Below are 18,318 nucleotides of genomic sequence, written 5' to 3'. Positions count from 1 at the left end.
CTATTGTTTTACTTTCTTACCGGTGGGGAGTTCCCTGAAAAGACTGGGTTCAAGCGAATGGCCAGGGATAAGCTCCTCCCCGGGGCCTTCGCCGCAGTTTTCTTCGTTTTGGGTACTGCAATGTGCCGCACTGCTTTAGGGGGGGTGCCCTGGGCCGTCCTAGGATGGTTTTTGCCCGGCTGGATTGTGGGATTGGCCGCAGAAAAGCGGCGTGCGAAACCCAGGGAGATGGCAAAGAGCTTTGTTGTGGCCGCGGCGGGAATGTTTGCCGCCGGGCAGACGGCTAGCGAAGTGATGAAGGTCATGACCGATAGGATGCCGGAGCCCTTTGCCGGGGAATTTCGGGACATGATGGGCCAAAGGGAGATGCAGGGCAAGCCCTATTCCCGGTCCTTCGGCGACCTGGCGAAGAAGTACGGCCTGCCCGAGTTCGAGGCCGTGGCCGCCGTGCTGGCCGCCGCCGACCGGGCCGGCGGTCCCAATGCCGCGGCCAAAGGCTTGAAGCGCCTGGGGACTGCCCTCCAGCAGCGGGACCGGCTGCTGGCGGAAAGGCGCAAGGAGACTTTCGAGCCAAAGGTGGCCGCCGTTGTAGTGATAACCCTGCTCTTAGTGGGCTTTCTGGGCGGCGTCCTCTTGTGGCCCGGCTACTTCGAGGGCGGCGGCAGGCTGGTCCTGGCCGCGGCTTCGGCGATAATAGTCGGCATGGTCTTCCTGGCCGTCAAGGCCGGGAGCCCGGACGCGATGTAGGAGGGGGTGGCAGGATGCTTGCGTCTCTGGGGCTTTTTGTGACGGCTTTTGTCTTTCTCTACCTGCTCATCTGCCCCGACAGGGAGGGCGTGTCGGTCGCGGCGGGCGCCGTCGATTCCGTGAGGGAGAGGCTGGAAAAAAGCCTGGTGACACCGGACAGGGCGGCGCGCATGGAGGCCGCGGGCAGGAAGGTGCAGGAGCTCATGCGGAGCGGCGCTTTGATCGGTGCCGGGCTGGCCCTCTTGGGTTTCCTGATCGGGGTCAAATTCCTGGGGGTGTTCGCCCTGGTGCCGGCTGCGGTACTCTTTCTCCTGGGCATGTTTCTTGCCGCCAATGCCGTGGATACCGAATTTCGCCGCTGGCAGGCCAAAGTGCTGGCGGGGGTACCCAACCTGTTCAACTTCGTCCCCGTCTACTTGGAGACCGGGGCGGTCACTCCCCGGGAGGCCCTGTTCCTTTCCCTGCCTTTCATTCCTGAACCCCTGCGGGGCCTATTGGAAAACGCCCTGAGCCGCATAGCCAGGAAGGCCGAGGTGCGGACGGCCATGGACGAGCTGGCGGGGAAGGTGAAGCACCCCCTGGTGGACGCCGTGGCCTTCCGGCTGTCATCGGCCTGGGACGTGCGGGTGGATGCCACCATCTTTGACGACCTGGTCGGGCAGTTGGCCATGCTCCGGGAAGAAGCGGCAGGTAGGGCTACGGCAGCCCGGGCTTCCTTCTTCGCCCTGGTGGCCGTACTGGGACTTTTGGGCGCGGTCCTGGTTTTCGGCTACCCGGCCATGAAGTTCATGGCCCAGAAGATCGCCGGGGGGTTCGGGATATGAAGGAGAAGGGAGGGGGTGAGAGTGCGAAAGGCTTTTGCGCTGGTGTTGATTTCCGCGCTGGTGGCGCTGGTAGTCTTGGGAGCCCGGTGGTGGCTGGCTACCGTAAAGCGCTGGCTGTTGTGAAGGACCGGCGCGGCTTCCTGGAAATCTATATGCTGTCGCTTTTCACGGTCGTGGCCCTGTCCGTCTTCGCCGTGCTGACGGGCATGGCCTTCGGGGCCAAGAAGAACGCCGACGTGGTGTACCAGATGGTGGGCGAAGCGATTGACTTCGCGGGCAGGGCTGCCAGCCGGGATGCCGGGGGCAACCTGGAAAGCGCTGAAACCCTGGCGCGGCAGTATTTCACCCTGGCTTTCAGCCGGATGACAGGGACCACCTTTAACGGCAGCAGTTTTGTGCCTTCGGGGTTTTCTCCAATTAAGGCGGCGGCAACCCTTGAGGATTTCCGGTATGTCAAGCCCGGCGACCCCATTCCCGGCGGCCGGGCGTCCGTGCCGGGGTTTATGGCCACCCTGAAAGTACCCATCCTGGTGAGCAATGTACCTTTTGTAGGGTCGCAGTTTTTGGACGTGCAGATGCGGTGCTACCAGCCCGCCGGGCGGGTTGAACTCTAAAAAGCTACTAAAACGAATGGAGGTTGACGCCATGTTAAAAAAATACCTGGATAGCGCAGTCGATATTATCAAGGAGGAAAAAGGGAGTCTTCCGGAACTGACTACGGTTCTGGGCCTGGCTATAGTTGCGGCCCTGGTGGTTGTGGCGCTCATGGTCCTTGCCCCCCAGACGACCAGGGACTTCTGGAACGCGGCCACCAGCTGGATACGCGGCCAGTTTGGTTTCTAGCCTGGGGCGGTGGCTTCTAAATGCTTGACAGGGTGATCTCCCTTTTCGGGGTCCTCTTTGTGCTCATACTCTTCGCCGTGTGCGGTGCCGTCTTTATCGGCATGATTTCCCAGTGGTATGCCCTCCAGTCCGAGGCCCAGTTTGTGGCCGCGGGTATGAGCAGGTACGGGGGCTACACCACAGATATTGACGCCCAGCTCAAAAACTTTATGAGCCAGATGAAGATGGACCGCGCCAAGGCCCAGGTCAAGGTTTCGGCCCCAGGCGCGCCCGTGCCCTGGGGGACCGTTGTCACCTGCGAGATAACCTATCCTTTCCGTTTTGCCGCGGGGAAGTTCTTTCCGCCCTTTGAGGTGCCGGTGACAGGGAAGGGAACTTCGGTGAGCGCCTACATACCCGGCACGATGTCGGGCCTCACCTATACTTCGCCGTAGGGGATACGGTTATGCTGCGGTTTTTGCTTTCTGTTTTCTATCTCCTGTTTGGTGCGGCCGCCGGCGTTTCCCTGAAAGGGGCGGTGCAGTACCGTCCCTTCATAGCGGTGTGTTTTGCCGGGATGCTCCTGTGCGCCGGTTATCTTTTCTGGTACCACTTGGCGCATATCCCACGCTGGCGGGAGGCCAGCAGGGAGGCGGGTTTCAGGCTGCTGGTCCTGGTGCCCATCAGTTCCCTGCTGGCCCGGGCAGTGCTTTTCTTTTCCGGCGCGAAGCTGAAGCCGGGAAAGAACCGGCGGGCCTTCGAGCTGCATATAGCCGCCTCCAGGAAGTACCGGCTGGCTGAGTTTACCGGCCTGCTGGCTTCCGACCTCTCGCTCCTGGCGGGAGGACTGGAACCCGGGACGCTCATTATCTGGGAAACGCGGGCCCCCGTGCCGTCCGCTTTCCGGCGATACATCAGGCAGAAGCAGAGGTTAGGGGAGGCCGTATGGGAGAAGGGCGGCTGGGGGCCGGTCCGCCGTTTTGCCGCCTTTCCTGTCCGGCGTGGGGCGCTGGTGTGGACCGGGGAAGACCGGGAATATTTTTTCGGGAGGTGCGCTTTTGAGCAGGAAAACAGGGATAATCATTTCTTTCCTTCTGGCCCTCCTGTTCACGGGGTTGGTCACCATGGGGGCCAACGCTAAATACAGGCAGGTGAGCAAAGGCGTTACCGTGGTGCGGGCGGCGCAGTTCATACCCGCCGGTACGGAGATAAAGCCGGAGATGGTTGAGACGGCTTCTGTTCCGGCCCAGGCCGCCGAGGGCATGGCGACATCCATGGATGAAGTTGCCGGCAAGGTGGCCGCCGTCTCTATGGTTAAAGGCCAGTACGTCTGGAAGGACGCCGTTAAAGAAAGAAAAGGCCTCAAGGACGGTTACATTACTGTTTTCGTGCCTGTTGACCTTTCGAGTTCCGCTGCCGTGGTGGCCGGGGATGTGGTGGACGTTTTTGCCGTGGAGAAGAATCCCAACGGTACGAATACGAGGCTTCTCGCCCAAGGGGTAAGGGTGCTGCATAGTCTCAACCAGGACGGCTCGGAGATAGAGCCGGGCAAGGGAGGCGGCGTTTCCCCGGTTCCCGCGAGCAGGGCCCCTGCTTCCGTCGGCCTGGAGGTGCCAAAAGAGGTGGCTTCGCAGGTGGTGCAGTACGCTTCCGCAAAGGCGGTATATCTCGCCAGGAGTGCGGTCCCCGGTGCGTAAGCTGTCCTTCGGCCCGTGGCAATCCCTTTCTCCTCTGTCCTTCTTCGGCGGGGAAGGCTTCCAGCCTCTACAGATATCCTGGCCGCCGCTAGAGGAAAAGCACGTAGACTTCCTCACCGGCCTGCCCAACCGGCGGGCTTTCAACGCGGCGCTGGAGGCGGCGGCGGGAGAAGCCTGCCGCCGGTGCGCCGCCTTCGGGGTGATATTGTTTGACATCGACCACTTCAAGAAGATAAATGACACTTACGGTCACCACACCGGAGATACGGTGCTGAAAATATTCGCATCCCGCCTGCGCTCCTCTATCAAGAGCATCGACTTTGCGGCCAGGTACGGCGGGGAGGAATTTGCGGTCCTGGTGCTGGCGGCCGAGAAAGAAAAGGTATGGGAAATCGGCGAGAGGGTGCGCCTGGCTGTGTCCGGCGCGCCCTTTTTTGTGGAGGGGAAAGAGCTTTCCGTGACGTGCTCCTTCGGCTGCGCCGTCTTTCCCCTGGATGGGCCGACGGCTGAGGAAGCCGTCAAGGCCGCGGACGCGGCCCTCTACCGGGCGAAGGAGGCCGGCCGCAACCGGGGTTTCTGCGCCGAAAGGAAATCGCAGGAGGGGGAGGCATAACGCATGTATGAACGTTTCTGGCTCTGGCTGTTGGACGGGTTAAGAGCGAGGTTGGAGACCGATAGTATGCGCCTGCGGGATTGGTTAAGGTACGGGATCTGGCTTATGCTGCCGCTTCCGAAGTAGTAGTTAGAAACGAGCAGTAGGAGGGATCCGTGTGAGAGACATTATCCTTCTATGCGAAAACCCGGACTGTCCGGACTGCGGGCAGGAAGAGCTTGCCTGCTGCCAAGAGTGCGAGGAGCAAGGTGTATGCGAGAAAAGATGCGGACCTGTAAGGTGGAAACAAAAGCTCTATAGTTCCGATGCCTTTCTGGTTCAAGAACTCGATAAGCTCGCGAGCAAGCTGGATAATTGGCTTGTTGCCGTGGCGGCTGAGAGAATTCGAGAGCTGGTCGGTTTGAGCGAAGCGAAGTAAGATCCTCAGGCTAGGGGCAGCCAGAGACGGCGGGGCATTTCCTTACATAGCGACTTGCCTTTGAACGGGGGTGGTTGAGTGCCTTTTTGCGTTATAGCCGCCGAAAAAGAGTCTGCCGACTTGATAAAACAGGATTTAATTAAGACGGGGCTTTTCCCCGATTGGGAGTTTCAAGTATGCACTTCCGCGAAAGACCTATATGCTTTCAGCCCGGACAGACCGGATGTCGTGGTCGTGAGCCGATTTCTCCCCGGGGAAGATACGCGTGTCTTATTGCAGCGCCTGCCTTTGCTTTTCCCGGCAAGCCATATAGTCCTCCTGGCCGGCAACATGGATGAAAAAGGGAAGGCGTTCGTGCGGGCGGCGAAAGAGGCGGGACTCAACAACATCGTCACGGGCAAACTCCCGGGCGACAGGCCATACAACATCCTCGCCGCCCTCAAATACGCGCGGGAGGACGACGAGTTGTCGGTTTTGATGACCGATGAGGAAAAAACCGGTCCGCCGGGGCCGGAAGCGGAAGAGAAGGAGGAATACGTCCCGGAGCCGCCGGAAGCCGCGCCTTTGGCGGGCGCCGCGTATAAGGAGCTGCCGCCTTTCCAGCCGCCGCAACCGGCACGGCCGCAGGCGTTTTCCCCTGGTGAAAGGCAGGAGCCCCGGAGGAACGCCGACTACCTGGACGAGCTCCTGGGCCGCTATGCCGGTTCGCCCGGTCCTGCCGGGGGATCTCCGCCCGGACCGGCGTTTGAGCGGCCCGCGGCCCGTCCGTTTCCTGCGAAGCCCGTCCGGGAGGCCCGTGTTTACCCCCGTGCAGGGGGGCGAGGGGTCTTTGTCCTCACCGCCGCCAACAAGGGAGGCGTGGGCAAGACCACCGTGGCGGTGACCCTTTCTGTTGCCCTGGCCCGGGCGGGGATCCCTGTCGTTTTGTGGGACCTGGACTTCGGCGCCCCGGACGTGGCTTCCTTCTTTGATTTATTGGGTGTGGCCGGGATAGAGGCGCTGGCCAAAGGGTCTTTCCGGCCCGAAATAGCCGAAGGCCTGCTCGTTAAGGCGGAAGAAAACCTCTACGTCCTGCCCGGCCCCATGGACAGGACCGTGCCCGCCTTCGAGCCGGGAGAAATCGCCACCGTGGCGCGGCACCTGCTTTCCAGGTTCCCGGTGCTGTTTGCCGACACTCCCCCGGAGTTCTGGACCAAGCCATGGCTGGAGGAAGTGTTCCCCCTGGCCGACAGGGTGCTGGCCGTGGTGGACCAGTCAAAATTGAGCGAGCAGGAAACCGCCGCCTACGCTCCCTGCCTTCTGGCCATGGGCGTGACGCCGGAGAAGATAAGCATAGTTTTAAACCGCTTCAGCCCCAAGCTCCACAACGTGAAAGTGGTGGAGAAGCACTTCTGCTCCGGGTTCAAGAAGGACGTTCCCGCGAAGCTCCTGCCCAAAGTGGCGGCGGTAATCCCGGAAGAGTGGGAGGCTTACGTGCAGAGGGGCTACAAGGGCGAGGTTGTGGGCCTGGAGGACGCCTACAGCCAGTGGCACGCCCTGGCGGGAGAGATCGCTGCGGCCGCGGGGTATACGTACAGGAAGCCGGAAGGAGAAAAGAAGGCCTTCTTCCGCTTTTTCGGCTGGAAAAAGAAGTAGGCTGGTGGTGTTATGGGCGGTTTAGAGGAAAAGGTAAAGCGCATGGCCGAGTACCTGGACGCGGAAGCCATATCCGCGGCCTTGAAAATTCCGGTTGAAACCGTGCAGGACATCCTGGACGGCAAGGCGCAGGTACAGGAGGTGCCCGGCGCTTCCGGGGCTCCTGCGGTGGTGCAGGTAAGCTCCGCGAGGGTCGCCTACCGGCAAAGGGTGATAGCCGTCTGGCGGGCAAGAGGCGGGGTGGGCGCTACTACCGTAGCCCTGGGCCTGGCCTGGCTTTTGAAAGACCTGATGCGGGTCCTTCTGGTTGACTGCTCTTTCGAGGCGGGGATAGGCGACATTTCCTTCGTCCTGGACCTGCCGGAGTACCCCCATATCAAGGCGTTCGAGTACGGGGGCATCGCGGGCGCCGTCGTAAACGCGGAGTCCAACCTGGACGTTCTCCAGGCCCCCAGGAACCGCAGTGAGATCGACGAGCTGCCGCAGGACGTTCTTGCCCGGGCGGTAAATTCCGCCCGGCCTGCCTACGACGTTATTATCTGCGACCTGCCCAATGCGGAGGGGCCGCCGGTGCAGGGAGTCCTGGAGAGCGCCAACACGCTCCTCCTGGTCACGGGCGGTGAAGATGGGGAGAAGTCGCGCCTGCTGGCCCGGCTGGCGGGGGTGGACTTAAAAGGCAAAGAAGTATTCTTGCTGTGCAACCGGGGCAGCGGAGGAGGCGGCCCAATTTCTGAAGTCCTGTCTTTCCGGGAATTTGCCGTCCCTGCCGACCCGGAGCTTGCGCGGGGCCTGCGCCGGGGGCAGGTCTTCTCTTTGAACGGCCCTTTTATGCGGGCGCTTGTTGAAGTCCGGGATGCAATGTATGAGGGTTCGGCGAATCAAAAGGGCGGGATACTGCGGCGGCTGTTCGGGCGATGATAGTAATGGCAAAAGAATACCCCTGTAAGCCCCATATTTTTGGTGCAAGGGGTGCAAACCGAAAAGGAATATATATATTATACCCCCCACAAAAATACGGGCGAAAATAGGGGCTGATAAGCTGGAGAAAGGAGCTGGAGCTTTGCAGAAGCTGGCGTGGGGTGCGGCCTGCGGGCTGGCCCTTTTTCTTCTTTGCCTGGGAGGGGTGCTGGGGGTGGCGTTCCCCGCCCACATGGCCCGGCTCGCCGCGCCCGTGCTGAACAGGGTAATAGATTCGGCGCAGGCGGTCCGGCCTGGTGCGCTTGCCTTTGCGGCCCTGGTTCTTGCCAAAAACTCCCTGGTGCTGTTCCTGGTGCTAGCCGCCGGGCCTTCTTACGCCCGGCTTAAAGGGAGTTTCTTCCGGTCCCGCCTGGCCGCCTGCTTGTCAAAGGTGACGGACCTCTCGGTAGCCCTTTTCCCTGCCGTGATACTCCTGCTCAACGGCGCCGTGCTTTCCTGGAGCGTGCTTCTGTTTGCCAGAGCCGGCGTGCCCCTGAAGGCCCTCCTGGGCGGGATACTGCCCCACGGGGTTTTTGAGTTCGCGGCCCTGGTAATGGCCAGTGCCCTGGCGTTCTGCCAGCCGGGGAGCAGTTTCAAGGACAGGATGGTGTTCTTTTTGCAGCCCGTATTCCCCTTGTTGGTGGTGGCTGCGCTGGTTGAGGCGTACATATCTCCGGTTATCATGGCAATGCTGTGGGTCTGACGGGGAGGGGATAAAGCGTGGCGTTAGCCGGGTTTGTTTATTTTGCCCTGGCCCTGGGTTCCCTGTTTTTATGGTACGTCGGCTTTGACCCCTACTGCGACTCCGGCCTTTTGCTCGGGAGGCCACTTCTGCTGTGGGGCGCCGCGGCCTATACCTTTACGGCCGCGCTCTGTTTTGGAGGCGTGGAGAGGCGGTTTGTCTTGACCGGGGCCTCTTTTCTGGCCGCGTTTCACGCTTTCTTTCTCGCCCTGGCCTGGAGGGGTTCGGGCTACCTCTGCCCGGCCTGCGCTTCTTTTTTCGGTGTCGAGGCTGCCCTGGCGGTTTCCCTTTCTTTTGCCCGGGGCAACAGGCGTTACCCGGTCCTTCTTGCCCTGGCCGCGGTCGTAATGCTGGCCGCCGTTGGGTTCCTGGCATATAACCCTTCTGTTTTCCGGCCCGTGCTGCATGATGACGGCTTGCCTGCGGCAGAAGCCGTTCCGGTAGCGGAGGGCGGTGAAGCAGTAGAGAAAACACCCAAAGGTCCTGCTTCTGCCGATAAAGAAAAAACGCCGGAAGGCCAAATGGCTGCCGATGTTGGGCAGGCGAAGCAAAGCCGGTCGCAGGTTTACAATTCTTACGCGAGTAAAGCTCAAACCGTCACGAAAAGCGTGGAAGCCGCCGTGCCCCAGAACAGCTTTGTCTCCGAACCCCAAAAAGACGTAAAAGATCCGGCGGTGAAAGGGCCTTCGGTGGTCGTTAAGACCGCCGACGGCAGGCAGGCGGAACTCGAACTCTCGCGGCGGCCCGTCCTCTACTTTGCCTGGTGGTGCCCGGTGTGTCGGGAGGTCTTGAAGGAATTGGCCGGTTTGCCGCCGGAAAGGAGGCCCTATCCTGTGGCCGTGTGTTTCACACCCGTGGACGTTTCTCGCTCGGCCGGAGAGTTGGCAGAAGTTGGGCTGTCGGGTATCGAGTTCTATATAAGCCGGGAAAGCCCGGGCGGAGGCCTCCCGGCCCTTTTATCGCTAGAAGATGGAAAGGCGAAAACGGTCAACGGCAAAGCTGCGGTATTGAGGGAAATCGGGAAGGGGGAGCCTTAAGAGAGATTTATGGAGTGGCCTGTAGTTTTATTTTTGGTCCTGGCGACGGCCTGCGGCGTGTATGATTTTCTTACCATGCGGGTGCCGAACTGCCTCACGGTGCCGTTGATACTTGCCGGGCTTGTATACCGGGCCTGGGCGGGTGACTGGTGGGGCGGTTTTTTAGGCGCGCTGGTATGGTTCGTTATAGGCGTCGCTATGGCCGCCACCGGCGGCATGGGCGGCGGGGACGTCAAGTTCATGGCCGCCATAGGGGCCTGGGCCGGGGTGTACGGCGGGTTGATGGTCTTTGCGGTAGCCAGCCTGATCGGGGCGGCGTGGGCGACGGTCAAACTGGCCAGGCTGGGCCTGTTGAAACAGAAACTCCTGTATCTCCTTTACTGGTGCGGTTCTATCTTTACCGGGGTCAGGCAGCCTCTCCTGGTAAAGATGCCGGAGGAAGGCGTGACGCGGGAGGCCATTCCCTTCGCGGCCTGCCTGGCCGCCGGGGTGTGGGTGATGACGGCAGCGGCGTGGTATGTGCGGTATTGAAAAAGCATCCGGGGAGATGTTCGGGGTGGTGTATCAAAAACCCAGAAAAACATTTCGTTTTCCGGAAATAGGGCTAGAAACAGCAACAAATATCCTTATTTTGCTGGGGGCCGGTTTTTTGGTTATATGCCTGTTGTTTTCGTTCCTCAAGAACAGAGGTTTAGCAAATTAGCCTGCATGGCTATTTTTTATACCCGAATTGCGAGGTGGTGATGGTTTGGCTCTGCGTTTTCTCCTTCTAAAACGGACGTGGCCTTACCTTCTGGCCGTGGGGGTCGGCCTGGGGGTGGCGGCCTTCAGCTTCAGGGCCATCAAAGGGGAGGCCTCCTCCCAGGCAGGGGTTAAGCTCCCTGTCGCGGCCCGCGACCTGCCGCCGTATACCCTGGTCCAGGCGCAGGATTTGAGCTGGAGCACTTTCCCGTCCGAGCTGCCGGGTGCGATAGAGAATCCGGCCGAGGCTGTGGGCAAGGTTCTGTCCAGGGGGGTGCCGAAAGATTATCCCTTGAGGGTCAGCGACCTTAAAGACCCAGGGAGCCTGGACGTGCAGCTAGTATCTGTCAATGTTGATTCTTCCCGTCTGGGCGGGGCCAGGCCGGGCGACCTGGTGGACGTTTACTGGATACAGCCCGCCGAGAAGACCGCCTGGGCGCCGGGGACGGGGGCCACCCTGGTGGCGCAGGACGCCAGGGTAGTGAGTGTCCTGGACAAAAACGGCCAGCCGGTAGACACCGGCCAGGGCCTGGTAGCGGCGGCCGTGCAGGGGACGGCGGCCAGGGCCCCGGCCATCGCTGTGCTGGCCGTGAAGGCCGGAGAAGTAAAGTCCATAATCCCCGGCGCGGCGCAGAACAACACGTGCATAGCCCTGGTGAGGAAGTTCAAGGAGGGAGGTGGGCAGGTTGGCGCTGTCGCTGGCGGACAGGGCAATAGCCCGCCTGAAGCTCCTGCTGGCCCAGCCGGCCCGGGAAAGTGACGTTGTTGAGGAACCACGGGAAGAAGTCCTAACCCTGGAACAGGCCATGGAATACGTGCAGCAGGCCCTGGCCAGGGGGCCGGAGGGGGAAGTGGCCCGCAAGCAGGAAATACTGCATCGCGCCATGGCCGGAGAGCCGGGTATGCACCTGGAGGCCCGGGCGCTCATCCGGCAGGCCCTGGAGGCGGGCAGGAAGGAAGTGGCGGGTTTTTCGCTGGAAGAGGCGGCCCGCCTTATTTACGCCCGCGTTTGGGGTTTGGACGTGGTGGAAGACCTGTACCGCGACCCGGAGGTAAACGAGATCCAGGTCAACGGGCCGGGGGATATCTTTGTGGACCGCCTGGGCAGGCATGAGCGGGTCAATGTGAGCTTTGACACCCCTGATAGGGTGGAGGCCGTCATCAAGCGCATGATCATGCACGACATGGGCGCTTCCCTGGACAGGTCCAATCCCATAGTGGAAAGTGTGCGGAAGGACGGCTCCCGCCTTACGGCCACCTGTTATCCGGTGACGGATACATGGACTTTCGTGTTAAGGAAGCACCACACCGTGGACATGAGCGTGGAGAACCTGGAGAAGCTGGGGACTTTGAACCGCCAGGTGTGGGAAATTTTGCGCCTTTTAGCCCGCGGTCGGGCCAACATCCTTTTTTCTGGCAATCCCCGCAGTGGCAAGACATCTCTGTTGCGGAAGCTGGTGGGCGAAATGGCCCGGCGAGTCCGCATTGTCGTTATCGGCAAGGACCTGGAGCTAAAACTCAGGGGGGAATACCCTGACAGGAACATCGTGGAGTTTGAGGCTCACCCGGAAGTGGGTACGGGTATGCAGGAAATTTTTGAGGCGACGTTGCGGGAGTCGCCCGACGTGGTGATCGTAGAGGAGTTCCGGGGCAAGGGCGAGGCTGTTGAGGCCATAAACGCCTGTACCCGTGGCATCCGCGGCGCTATGGCTACCGGCCACTTCAATAGCCCACGTGAAGCTGTAGAAGGCATAGCCATGATGTTCGAGGAAGAGGGCCTGCATGTATCCTTCGAGACGGCTATGCTGCGAGTTGCGGCGGCCTTCGATGTGGTGGTGCAAATGATGAACGACAGCGACCGCGGCATTAAGAAGCTGATCAGCATTACCGAGCTGGGTATCCAGGATCGCAAGGTTGTTTGTACGGATCTGGTGCGCTGGGAGCCCGCTGGCCGGGACTACCTGGGGGAAGGTACTTGGAGGCTGGTCAATCCCCCGAGCCCGGAGCTGCGGTTTAAGACGTTCCGTTACGGCGTCACGGACGACGACTGGAGAAGGGTGGGGTTTGAGCTATGACCCGCCTTTCTGTCCTTGGTTTCGCTTTCGGGACCGGCCTGGCCGCCGGGGCCGGGATGCTGCTCCTGATACGGCTGGTGAACTACCGGAAGGCGGCCAGGCAGCTTTCTTCCCTCATCCCCCGGGAGTCCCTGGACGCCTGGGCCGAAGCCACCGAGCAAAAGCTTGAAGCCGCCGGGGTCAGGTTCCGCGGCCGCTTCTACACGGCGGGCGTTACCCTGGCCGTGCTGGTTTCTCTCTATATCGGGCTGTTCGTATTCAAAAACTTTGTCGCCGCACTTCTCATGGCCACGGCGGCCGTCCTCCTTCCCGACCAGTTCATACTCCAGCGCATGGAAGGCCGCAAGCTCAAGATGCTGGAGCAGATGGCCACGGCCGTTAGGATTTTTGCCGCCGAGTTCACCCAGACGCCGCAGATTGGGAAAGCCCTGGGAGAGGTGGCCGCGCGGGTGCCGGACCCCCTGGGGGCGGTCTTCAGGGACACCTACCGGGCCGTCTCTTTGGGTAAATCCCTGGACGACGTGCTTTCGGACCTTATGGTTCGCCTTGACTTCGGGCCGGGCAGGATGTTCGTCCAGCTGCTCATGGCCGCCCGCAGGGATTCTTCGGTGGCGCCCCTTTTCGGCGAGCTGGTAACCAGGATGGCCGTCCAGCTTGAGCTGATCCGGAAAAACAGGAGCGAGCTCTACGCCGACCGGCTGCTTTCCTGGATTATGCTGTTCGCCATGGTGCCTGCCTACCTGGTGATGCGGGCTACAGTCCCGGAAACCTACGAGTTCCTGGCGGGTACCGTGGCCGGGAGGATAGTGGTGGCCCTCTGTTTCCTATCCGTCATAGTCTGGGTGGTCATGGACCGCCTCATGGGGAAGGTGGAAGTATGAAGGCCTGGTCGGTTTTCCTGGCCGCCGCCGGCCTTGGGCTGGCCGCCGGGGCCTGGACGCTCATGGCCGTAAAGCTGCTTTCTTCTACCCGGCGGGACCGTCCGGAGGAGAGGGTGAAAAAGCCCAGAAAACCGTCTGACCCCAGAAGTGTTAGAGAAACGGCGGCCGTCCTGGCCGGGATGGCGGGGATGCTTCTCCTGGGATGGGGCGCGAGGCCGCCGGTGTTGGCCCTGCTGGTCACCCTGGGCGGAGCCGTGGGCCTTATTATTACCAGAATGACGTTCAAGCTCAAAGAGGGAAGCGACAGGGCGGCCGCCATCCGGGAACTGACGGTGCTTTTCGAGGCGGTAGAGCTTTACATGCGGGCGGGCTACGCCCTGCCGCAGGCCATGCGGGCGGCCGCTTTGCTTACCCCGCGTCTGCGGCGGGCCGTGGGGGAGTGCCTGGCCTGCTGGCCGGCGGGCCCCAGGCGCGCCCTGGAGGTGCTGAGAAAAAACCTGAACATACCGGAGGCCGAGATCCTGGTGTCCCTTTTGGGCCAGGTGGATCGGGTGGGGTTAAAAAACCTTGAGGGAGTGATGCAGCGGGAAGCGTACAACCTGGAGCGCCTGCGGCAGCTTGCCGCGGAGGTAAACATCGCGAAGAGGCCGCTGTACTTCACCCTGTACCGCGCCCTGCCCCTGGCGGCTGCCGTGGGGCTCATTGTGGGGCCCCTGCTTTACCGCGTGGCCGGGGTGTTGAAGGATGCCATTTCCTTCTTTTAGCCGGAAAGGTGAGGGGTTGCAAGAAAGTTATTTCGGGACGAACGTGGGTTTGAGCATCCATTGTGAGGAGGCTGATTTTCATGAAGCCGTTTTTGTTATGGCTTTTTCGGAGGGTGCAATGGGTAGCAGGTTTTATCTTTGACGAGACGCTTTTTGGGGAAGCGGTATTTATTTTCGCCGTGATGATGTTGGTCAATATGATTGTTAGGCTTGCGCTGCATGTAAAGTAGCGCTTGCCTGGCGATGTAGGAATAGCATCCATTCGTAACTTCGTGAGGAGGCTTTTTTGTCTACAGAAGTAATTTTCACCTTTTGGGTAGGTTGATATGCAATGGGAAAATTTCTCTGGAAGTTAATCATCAACGAACGCGGAAGTATTGAAGATATTTTAATCATGACTACAACTTTGGTATTTATAATATCCTGCCTTGTTATCTGGTGGAAGTCGGGGCTTTTATGACTCGTTGTTTGTTTTGACTGCGGAAAGGGGGGATGTGCCCGCGGCTTCAAGGTTTTACGCAATTGTGCATGGCGGTGTTGAAGGTTTAGGGGTAAGCGTTAACAACAAAAAAAGGAGGTATTTTTATGCTGTCCTTGCTGAAAAAGATCTGGCGCGACGAGAAAGGGTATGAAATGGCCGAGCTCCTGGTGATCGTAGGTGTCCTTGGCGTGATAGCCACTTTCGTTCTTGGTACCATGAAGTTGGGACTCAACAATGCGGCCACTGATGTAGGCAACAAGGTGCAGGGCATAGTGGACTCCTGGACCGTTCAGTAGTGTTGAGGTTGAGAAGGCGGGGCTAAAACCCCCGCCTTTACTTTTTTATGGGAGGTGCTTTTATGTGGCTGACAAAGCTATGGAGAAAGCTCTGCGGGGAAGAGGGTTACGGTTTGGCCGAAGCGTTGATCATGGCGGCCGCCCTGGCGGTAACGGCGGCCTCTGTGGTGGCCATACTCCTGCCGGAAATCCGGTCCCTCTACCAGGGCGCGGTCCAAAAATCGACGGACATCATGGGCTCCGGCTTTTGAGGGACACGCGGGGGTTTCTCATTATAGAGCTGCTTATTGTCTTCAGCCTGCTAGCTTTTATGGTCTTCGGGAGCCTGGACCTGTACCTGGTGCAGGTGAAACATCTGCGGGCCGAGCAGCTGCTCAATTATTACCTGGACAGGATGCGCCTGGAGGGTTATCTTACGACTGCGGATGAAGCGGCTATGGTGAACGCTTTTAAGGGAGTGGGGTTGACGGTAACCTCCATCCAGGGGCCGCGCGAGTCTATGGGAGACGCCCGGGTGCTGCGGAACAACCTTGACCCGTCGGCTTCGGAGATAACCCTTCAGGTGACGGCTTCTTTTGACCAGAAGCCGTTCATAATGGGGCTGCTCATCAACGGGTCGCCGCCCCTGGGCGTGCAGGTCAAGGTAGGGGGGAAGACCTACAGTGAAAGGGTTAACCCGTGACGAGAGGGGTTTTGTGAGCGTTTTTTTGATCATCCTCCTGCCCATGCTGGCCTTCCTCATAGCTGGGACGGCGCAGTACAGCCGGTTTGTGACCGAATCTTACGCTGATCTGGGCCAGGCGGTTGCGGAAGCGGCCCGGGCGGCGGCATCCTGTGTGGTGGAGAGGAGCCAGGCCGAAGGCGATCCCAGGATAGACCCTGACATGGCCGACATGGTTTTCGTGTCGGTTCTGGCCCGGAATCTCGGGCTGGACCCGGTCACCCTGGCGCCTTTACAGGGTTCCGGGATGGCATGGCCACCTGGCTATGTTTTGGTGGTCTATAACGGTGACGAACGTTATGCCCCGGCAGGAAAAAAGTATATATTCGACGGGACGAGCCTTGTGGTGGAAGACCTGGCCGGTACGGGATTCCCGCAGGGCTTTGCGGTTAGCAAGAATGATGTGGTCCCCGGGGGCGCCGGGGCCAGGGTTACCACCCTGGAGATGCCTGGCGTGGTCGCCGTGGTCACGTCCAGGGCTAAAGGCGTGATGGGATCAGACGCCGATACCACCCGGTGGGCAGCGGCCAGGATAGTCAAGAAGTAAGTAAGGGAGGTAAGCCGCAATGAGGCGGCCTTTTTATCTGGCGACAGGAATTATAATGCTTTTGACTGGCGTTGGTGCTCTGATATTCCTGAGGGGAGGGTTGCCGTAATTGAGCGTGTTTCGTTTTCTGCGCGATAAGAAGGGAGTAATTTACGTTGAAACTTTTTACGCTCTTTTAGTGGTTACGGTTATAGGTTTGGCAGTCTATTTTATTTGGCAGTGGCGATTTTCAAGCGAAGAACGGTCTGTTGAACAAGCTGCCCGTTCTTACCTGCAAGCGATGGCGACAGGTGATTTGGCTGCGGCCAGGGGAGTGTCTGAAGGACGCGCGGCGGAGGCCGCCGGGAAGCTAGAAGGCAAAAATCTAGTCGCCCGGGTGGACGAGATTTCTACTTCCCTCCAGGCCCTGGGGCGCGATTGGGCCAGAGTCAAAGCTACAGTGGAGTTGACGCTTAAGGATGGCACGGCTGACGTGGGGTGGTACGAGCTTGACGTTATGAAGGAAGCTGGGGGCTGGAAGGTTGTTTCTTTTCGTGAAGGTGCGCCTGACCTGTCCGGTTGGAGCTTAGTTTTGGGCAGGGCTGGAGACGTGGAAGCGGCAAAGGAGGTTTTTGTCGGCTACCTGGACGACCTGGCCGCGGGGCGCTATAAAGAGGCGGACCAGTGGCTGGCGGGACCGGCTTTGAAAGAACACCTGGCGGCCGGGGATGTGCTAAGTAAGGGCAAGCTCCTGGAAGCTGTGAGCGAGGTTTCTCTGACGCCTCTGGCGCGGGACGGGAAGCTGCTCGTTGCCCGGTGTGACTATCACGCGGGGGAGAAAAAAATTGGCGTAGCGGCTGTTTTTTATCGAACGGCGCAGGGGTGGAGGATTGTAGGTATACAGAATGTTCTAGGGCAATAGGGCCAATGTTAACGTGAAAGACCAGGCGGGGAATGTGGCTTTAGCGAGCACGACGATCTTTAAGATTTAGTTGCTTTGCCCCAGCACCGCTGGGGTTTTTCTTTTATTGAGAGAGGTGGATCGGCGCAGAGGAGGTATTGCAAATGAAAAGCCCGATTAAAAAGACCTATGGAGCCTGTAAAGTCGGGAATTTGATTGTTTTTATTAATTGAAAGGAGGGTTTCTTAATGAAAAAACTGCTTACCGTCACTTTATTAGTTTTCTTATTGCTGGTAATCAACCCACTGTACGCTTTGGGGTGGGTGCCCGCAGAAGGGGTAACTATTAATTTAGATTGTATCACTGACTCAGTGACAATTTCATCAAATTATAGTGGTTATTCTGCTGGCTTTTATTGGTCAGGGTCTAAAAGTTATTCTTCCCCGGATGGGATGGTAATCCTGGCAAACAGTTTTACCTTCAATGCTTACTTTGAAGCAACGCAATCTACTAAAGATATATCCGTAATAAATAAATCCGCTACTATAAAAGTCACACTAACTGGCACGTATCAAGATAATTCTCGGGTGTCGGTTTCGTACACTTACCCCTCCGTAACATACTCAGGTTCAGGTTATAGGATAAACCTGGGAACCCACACTCTCACCCTTCCCGCGATAAACAACGGAAAGTATCTTGTCAAAGTAGATGTCACTTATAGCGGCAGCGAGAGAGCAGGCGCATCGTGGAGTGGCTCTGGTTCCACTACTTTGAATTCTGGGTGGGAGGCTACACTTAATTGCACATTGGGGACCAATGCCGCAGATCAAGAAACAGTCAACTCGATAATTTCTTATGCTCAGACAGCAGCAACGAATGCTTCCAATGCAGCCACTTACGCCCAGCAAGCCAAGTCCAGCGCTGACATCGCCGCGACAAACGCCCAGAACGCTTATAATGCCGCCAATACCGCCGCCGCTCAGACCATTTATAACGGCCAGTCCGCCGCCTACTGGGCTTACCAGGCCGCCCAGGGCGGTACAGATACTACCCCGCCTACCATCCAGAAAGTGGCTGGCCAGAATGGGGCCACCTGCACCAGCACCGGGACCTTCTACGTTGTCGTGCAGGCCACCGACAACAGGACCGGGCAGCTCCAGGCCCGCGCCCAGGTTGACGGGGGAACCTGGACGGGGTGGTACAACATCCCCCAGAACGCCATCCCGGTGACCCTTTCTTCAACAGGGGCGCACACGATCACCGTAGAGGTGAAGGACGCGGCGGGAAACAGTTCCCAGGCTACCATGACCGCCTTCCGCGTGTAATCTTTCTGGCTTTTGCCCCGGCCAGTGCCGGGGTTTTTCTTTTGGTTGGAGGGGGTGATTTTCAACGCGGAAAATTTGTCTCATCCTGGCCGTCCTGGCCGGCGTCCTGTTTCTT

Annotated in this window: 25 protein-coding genes; all 25 read left to right on the top strand. The window is 59.4% G+C overall.

The genetic code is table 11. The features are described from left to right. The first annotated feature begins 57 nt into the window (after positions 1-57). The 25 genes from MCACP_RS09005 (at position 58) to MCACP_RS08885 (ending at position 18,203) form a co-directional block, all read left to right on the top strand. On the top strand, positions 58-747 hold the full coding sequence (locus MCACP_RS09005) for a type II secretion system F family protein (protein WP_406676454.1): 690 nt from the start codon (positions 58-60) through the stop codon (positions 745-747). A gap of 14 nt (positions 748-761) precedes the next feature. Then, positions 762-1,571 (top strand): hypothetical protein, encoded by an 810-nt coding sequence (locus MCACP_RS09000; protein ID WP_406676453.1) that lies wholly within the window; start codon positions 762-764, stop codon positions 1,569-1,571. 89 nt (positions 1,572-1,660) lie between these two features. Continuing rightward, the gene (locus tag MCACP_RS08995; RefSeq protein WP_406676452.1) at positions 1,661-2,185 is read left to right on the top strand and encodes a hypothetical protein; all 525 of its coding nucleotides are present in this window, start codon (positions 1,661-1,663) and stop codon (positions 2,183-2,185) included. A gap of 31 nt (positions 2,186-2,216) precedes the next feature. Continuing rightward, positions 2,217-2,414 carry a hypothetical protein gene (locus tag MCACP_RS08990; RefSeq protein WP_406676451.1) on the top strand — a complete coding sequence of 66 codons (198 nt, stop codon included), beginning with the start codon at positions 2,217-2,219 and terminating at the stop codon, positions 2,412-2,414. 20 nt (positions 2,415-2,434) lie between these two features. Beyond that, positions 2,435-2,848: a hypothetical protein gene (locus tag MCACP_RS08985; protein ID WP_406676450.1), complete on the top strand. Its 414-nt coding sequence runs from the start codon at positions 2,435-2,437 to the stop codon at positions 2,846-2,848. 11 nt (positions 2,849-2,859) lie between these two features. Next, positions 2,860-3,534, top strand: a complete 675-nt coding sequence (locus MCACP_RS08980; RefSeq protein WP_406676449.1) for a hypothetical protein — start codon at positions 2,860-2,862, stop codon at positions 3,532-3,534. Continuing rightward, on the top strand, positions 3,518-4,090 hold the full coding sequence (locus tag MCACP_RS08975) for an SAF domain-containing protein (protein ID WP_406676448.1): 573 nt from the start codon (positions 3,518-3,520) through the stop codon (positions 4,088-4,090). The genes MCACP_RS08980 and MCACP_RS08975 overlap by 17 nt, the downstream gene beginning before the upstream one ends. Beyond that, positions 4,083-4,703 (top strand): GGDEF domain-containing protein, encoded by a 621-nt coding sequence (locus MCACP_RS08970; protein WP_406676447.1) that lies wholly within the window; start codon positions 4,083-4,085, stop codon positions 4,701-4,703. Before MCACP_RS08975 ends, MCACP_RS08970 begins: the two co-directional genes overlap by 8 nt. Positions 4,704-4,860: 157 nt before the next feature. Then, complete coding sequence (locus MCACP_RS08965; protein ID WP_406676446.1) at positions 4,861-5,121, top strand: hypothetical protein; 261 nt, start codon at positions 4,861-4,863, stop codon at positions 5,119-5,121. 234 nt (positions 5,122-5,355) lie between these two features. Continuing rightward, entirely contained in the window at positions 5,356-6,756 is a 1,401-nt protein-coding gene (locus MCACP_RS08960; protein WP_406676445.1) for an AAA family ATPase, read from the top strand. Positions 6,757-6,768: 12 nt separating this feature from the next. After that, positions 6,769-7,674 carry an AAA family ATPase gene (locus MCACP_RS08955; protein WP_406676444.1) on the top strand — a complete coding sequence of 302 codons (906 nt, stop codon included), beginning with the start codon at positions 6,769-6,771 and terminating at the stop codon, positions 7,672-7,674. A 142-nt stretch (positions 7,675-7,816) separates the two neighbouring features. Further along, a complete protein-coding gene (locus MCACP_RS08950; RefSeq protein WP_406676443.1) occupies positions 7,817-8,416 on the top strand; it encodes a stage II sporulation protein M in 600 nt (199 codons plus the stop codon). A gap of 17 nt (positions 8,417-8,433) precedes the next feature. Further along, a complete protein-coding gene (locus tag MCACP_RS08945) occupies positions 8,434-9,492 on the top strand; it encodes a hypothetical protein (RefSeq protein ID WP_406676442.1) in 1,059 nt (352 codons plus the stop codon). A 9-nt stretch (positions 9,493-9,501) separates the two neighbouring features. Continuing rightward, entirely contained in the window at positions 9,502-10,023 is a 522-nt protein-coding gene (locus MCACP_RS08940; RefSeq protein ID WP_406676441.1) for an A24 family peptidase, read from the top strand. 217 nt (positions 10,024-10,240) lie between these two features. After that, the gene (gene cpaB / locus MCACP_RS08935; protein WP_406676440.1) at positions 10,241-10,993 is read left to right on the top strand and encodes a Flp pilus assembly protein CpaB; all 753 of its coding nucleotides are present in this window, start codon (positions 10,241-10,243) and stop codon (positions 10,991-10,993) included. Then, on the top strand, positions 10,920-12,308 hold the full coding sequence (locus MCACP_RS08930; protein ID WP_406676439.1) for an ATPase, T2SS/T4P/T4SS family: 1,389 nt from the start codon (positions 10,920-10,922) through the stop codon (positions 12,306-12,308). Before cpaB ends, MCACP_RS08930 begins: the two co-directional genes overlap by 74 nt. Further along, complete coding sequence (locus tag MCACP_RS08925; RefSeq protein ID WP_406676438.1) at positions 12,305-13,189, top strand: type II secretion system F family protein; 885 nt, start codon at positions 12,305-12,307, stop codon at positions 13,187-13,189. The genes MCACP_RS08930 and MCACP_RS08925 overlap by 4 nt, the downstream gene beginning before the upstream one ends. After that, the gene (locus MCACP_RS08920) at positions 13,186-13,953 is read left to right on the top strand and encodes a hypothetical protein (protein ID WP_406676437.1); all 768 of its coding nucleotides are present in this window, start codon (positions 13,186-13,188) and stop codon (positions 13,951-13,953) included. Before MCACP_RS08925 ends, MCACP_RS08920 begins: the two co-directional genes overlap by 4 nt. An 80-nt stretch (positions 13,954-14,033) precedes the next feature. Further along, positions 14,034-14,183 (top strand): hypothetical protein, encoded by a 150-nt coding sequence (locus MCACP_RS08915; protein WP_406676436.1) that lies wholly within the window; start codon positions 14,034-14,036, stop codon positions 14,181-14,183. Positions 14,184-14,538: 355 nt separating this feature from the next. Beyond that, positions 14,539-14,730, top strand: coding sequence for a Flp family type IVb pilin (locus tag MCACP_RS08910; RefSeq protein ID WP_406676435.1), 192 nt, complete (start codon positions 14,539-14,541; stop codon positions 14,728-14,730). A gap of 62 nt (positions 14,731-14,792) precedes the next feature. After that, a complete protein-coding gene (locus MCACP_RS08905; protein ID WP_406676434.1) occupies positions 14,793-14,981 on the top strand; it encodes a hypothetical protein in 189 nt (62 codons plus the stop codon). Continuing rightward, positions 14,978-15,412, top strand: a complete 435-nt coding sequence (locus tag MCACP_RS08900; protein ID WP_406676433.1) for a hypothetical protein — start codon at positions 14,978-14,980, stop codon at positions 15,410-15,412. Before MCACP_RS08905 ends, MCACP_RS08900 begins: the two co-directional genes overlap by 4 nt. After that, positions 15,393-15,998 carry a hypothetical protein gene (locus MCACP_RS08895; RefSeq protein ID WP_406676432.1) on the top strand — a complete coding sequence of 202 codons (606 nt, stop codon included), beginning with the start codon at positions 15,393-15,395 and terminating at the stop codon, positions 15,996-15,998. Before MCACP_RS08900 ends, MCACP_RS08895 begins: the two co-directional genes overlap by 20 nt. Before the next feature lie 313 nt (positions 15,999-16,311). Continuing rightward, the gene (locus tag MCACP_RS08890; RefSeq protein WP_406676431.1) at positions 16,312-16,899 is read left to right on the top strand and encodes a hypothetical protein; all 588 of its coding nucleotides are present in this window, start codon (positions 16,312-16,314) and stop codon (positions 16,897-16,899) included. A 785-nt stretch (positions 16,900-17,684) separates the two neighbouring features. After that, entirely contained in the window at positions 17,685-18,203 is a 519-nt protein-coding gene (locus tag MCACP_RS08885) for a hypothetical protein (protein WP_406676430.1), read from the top strand. The last annotated feature ends 115 nt before the right edge of the window (positions 18,204-18,318 follow it).

This window comes from Neomoorella carbonis (assembly GCF_045278715.1).
Taxonomy (GTDB): Bacteria; Bacillota; DSM-521; order Neomoorellales; family Neomoorellaceae; genus Neomoorella; species Neomoorella carbonis.
Note: the sequence above shows the minus strand (reverse complement) of the source record. Positions and strands in the feature narration are given on the sequence as shown.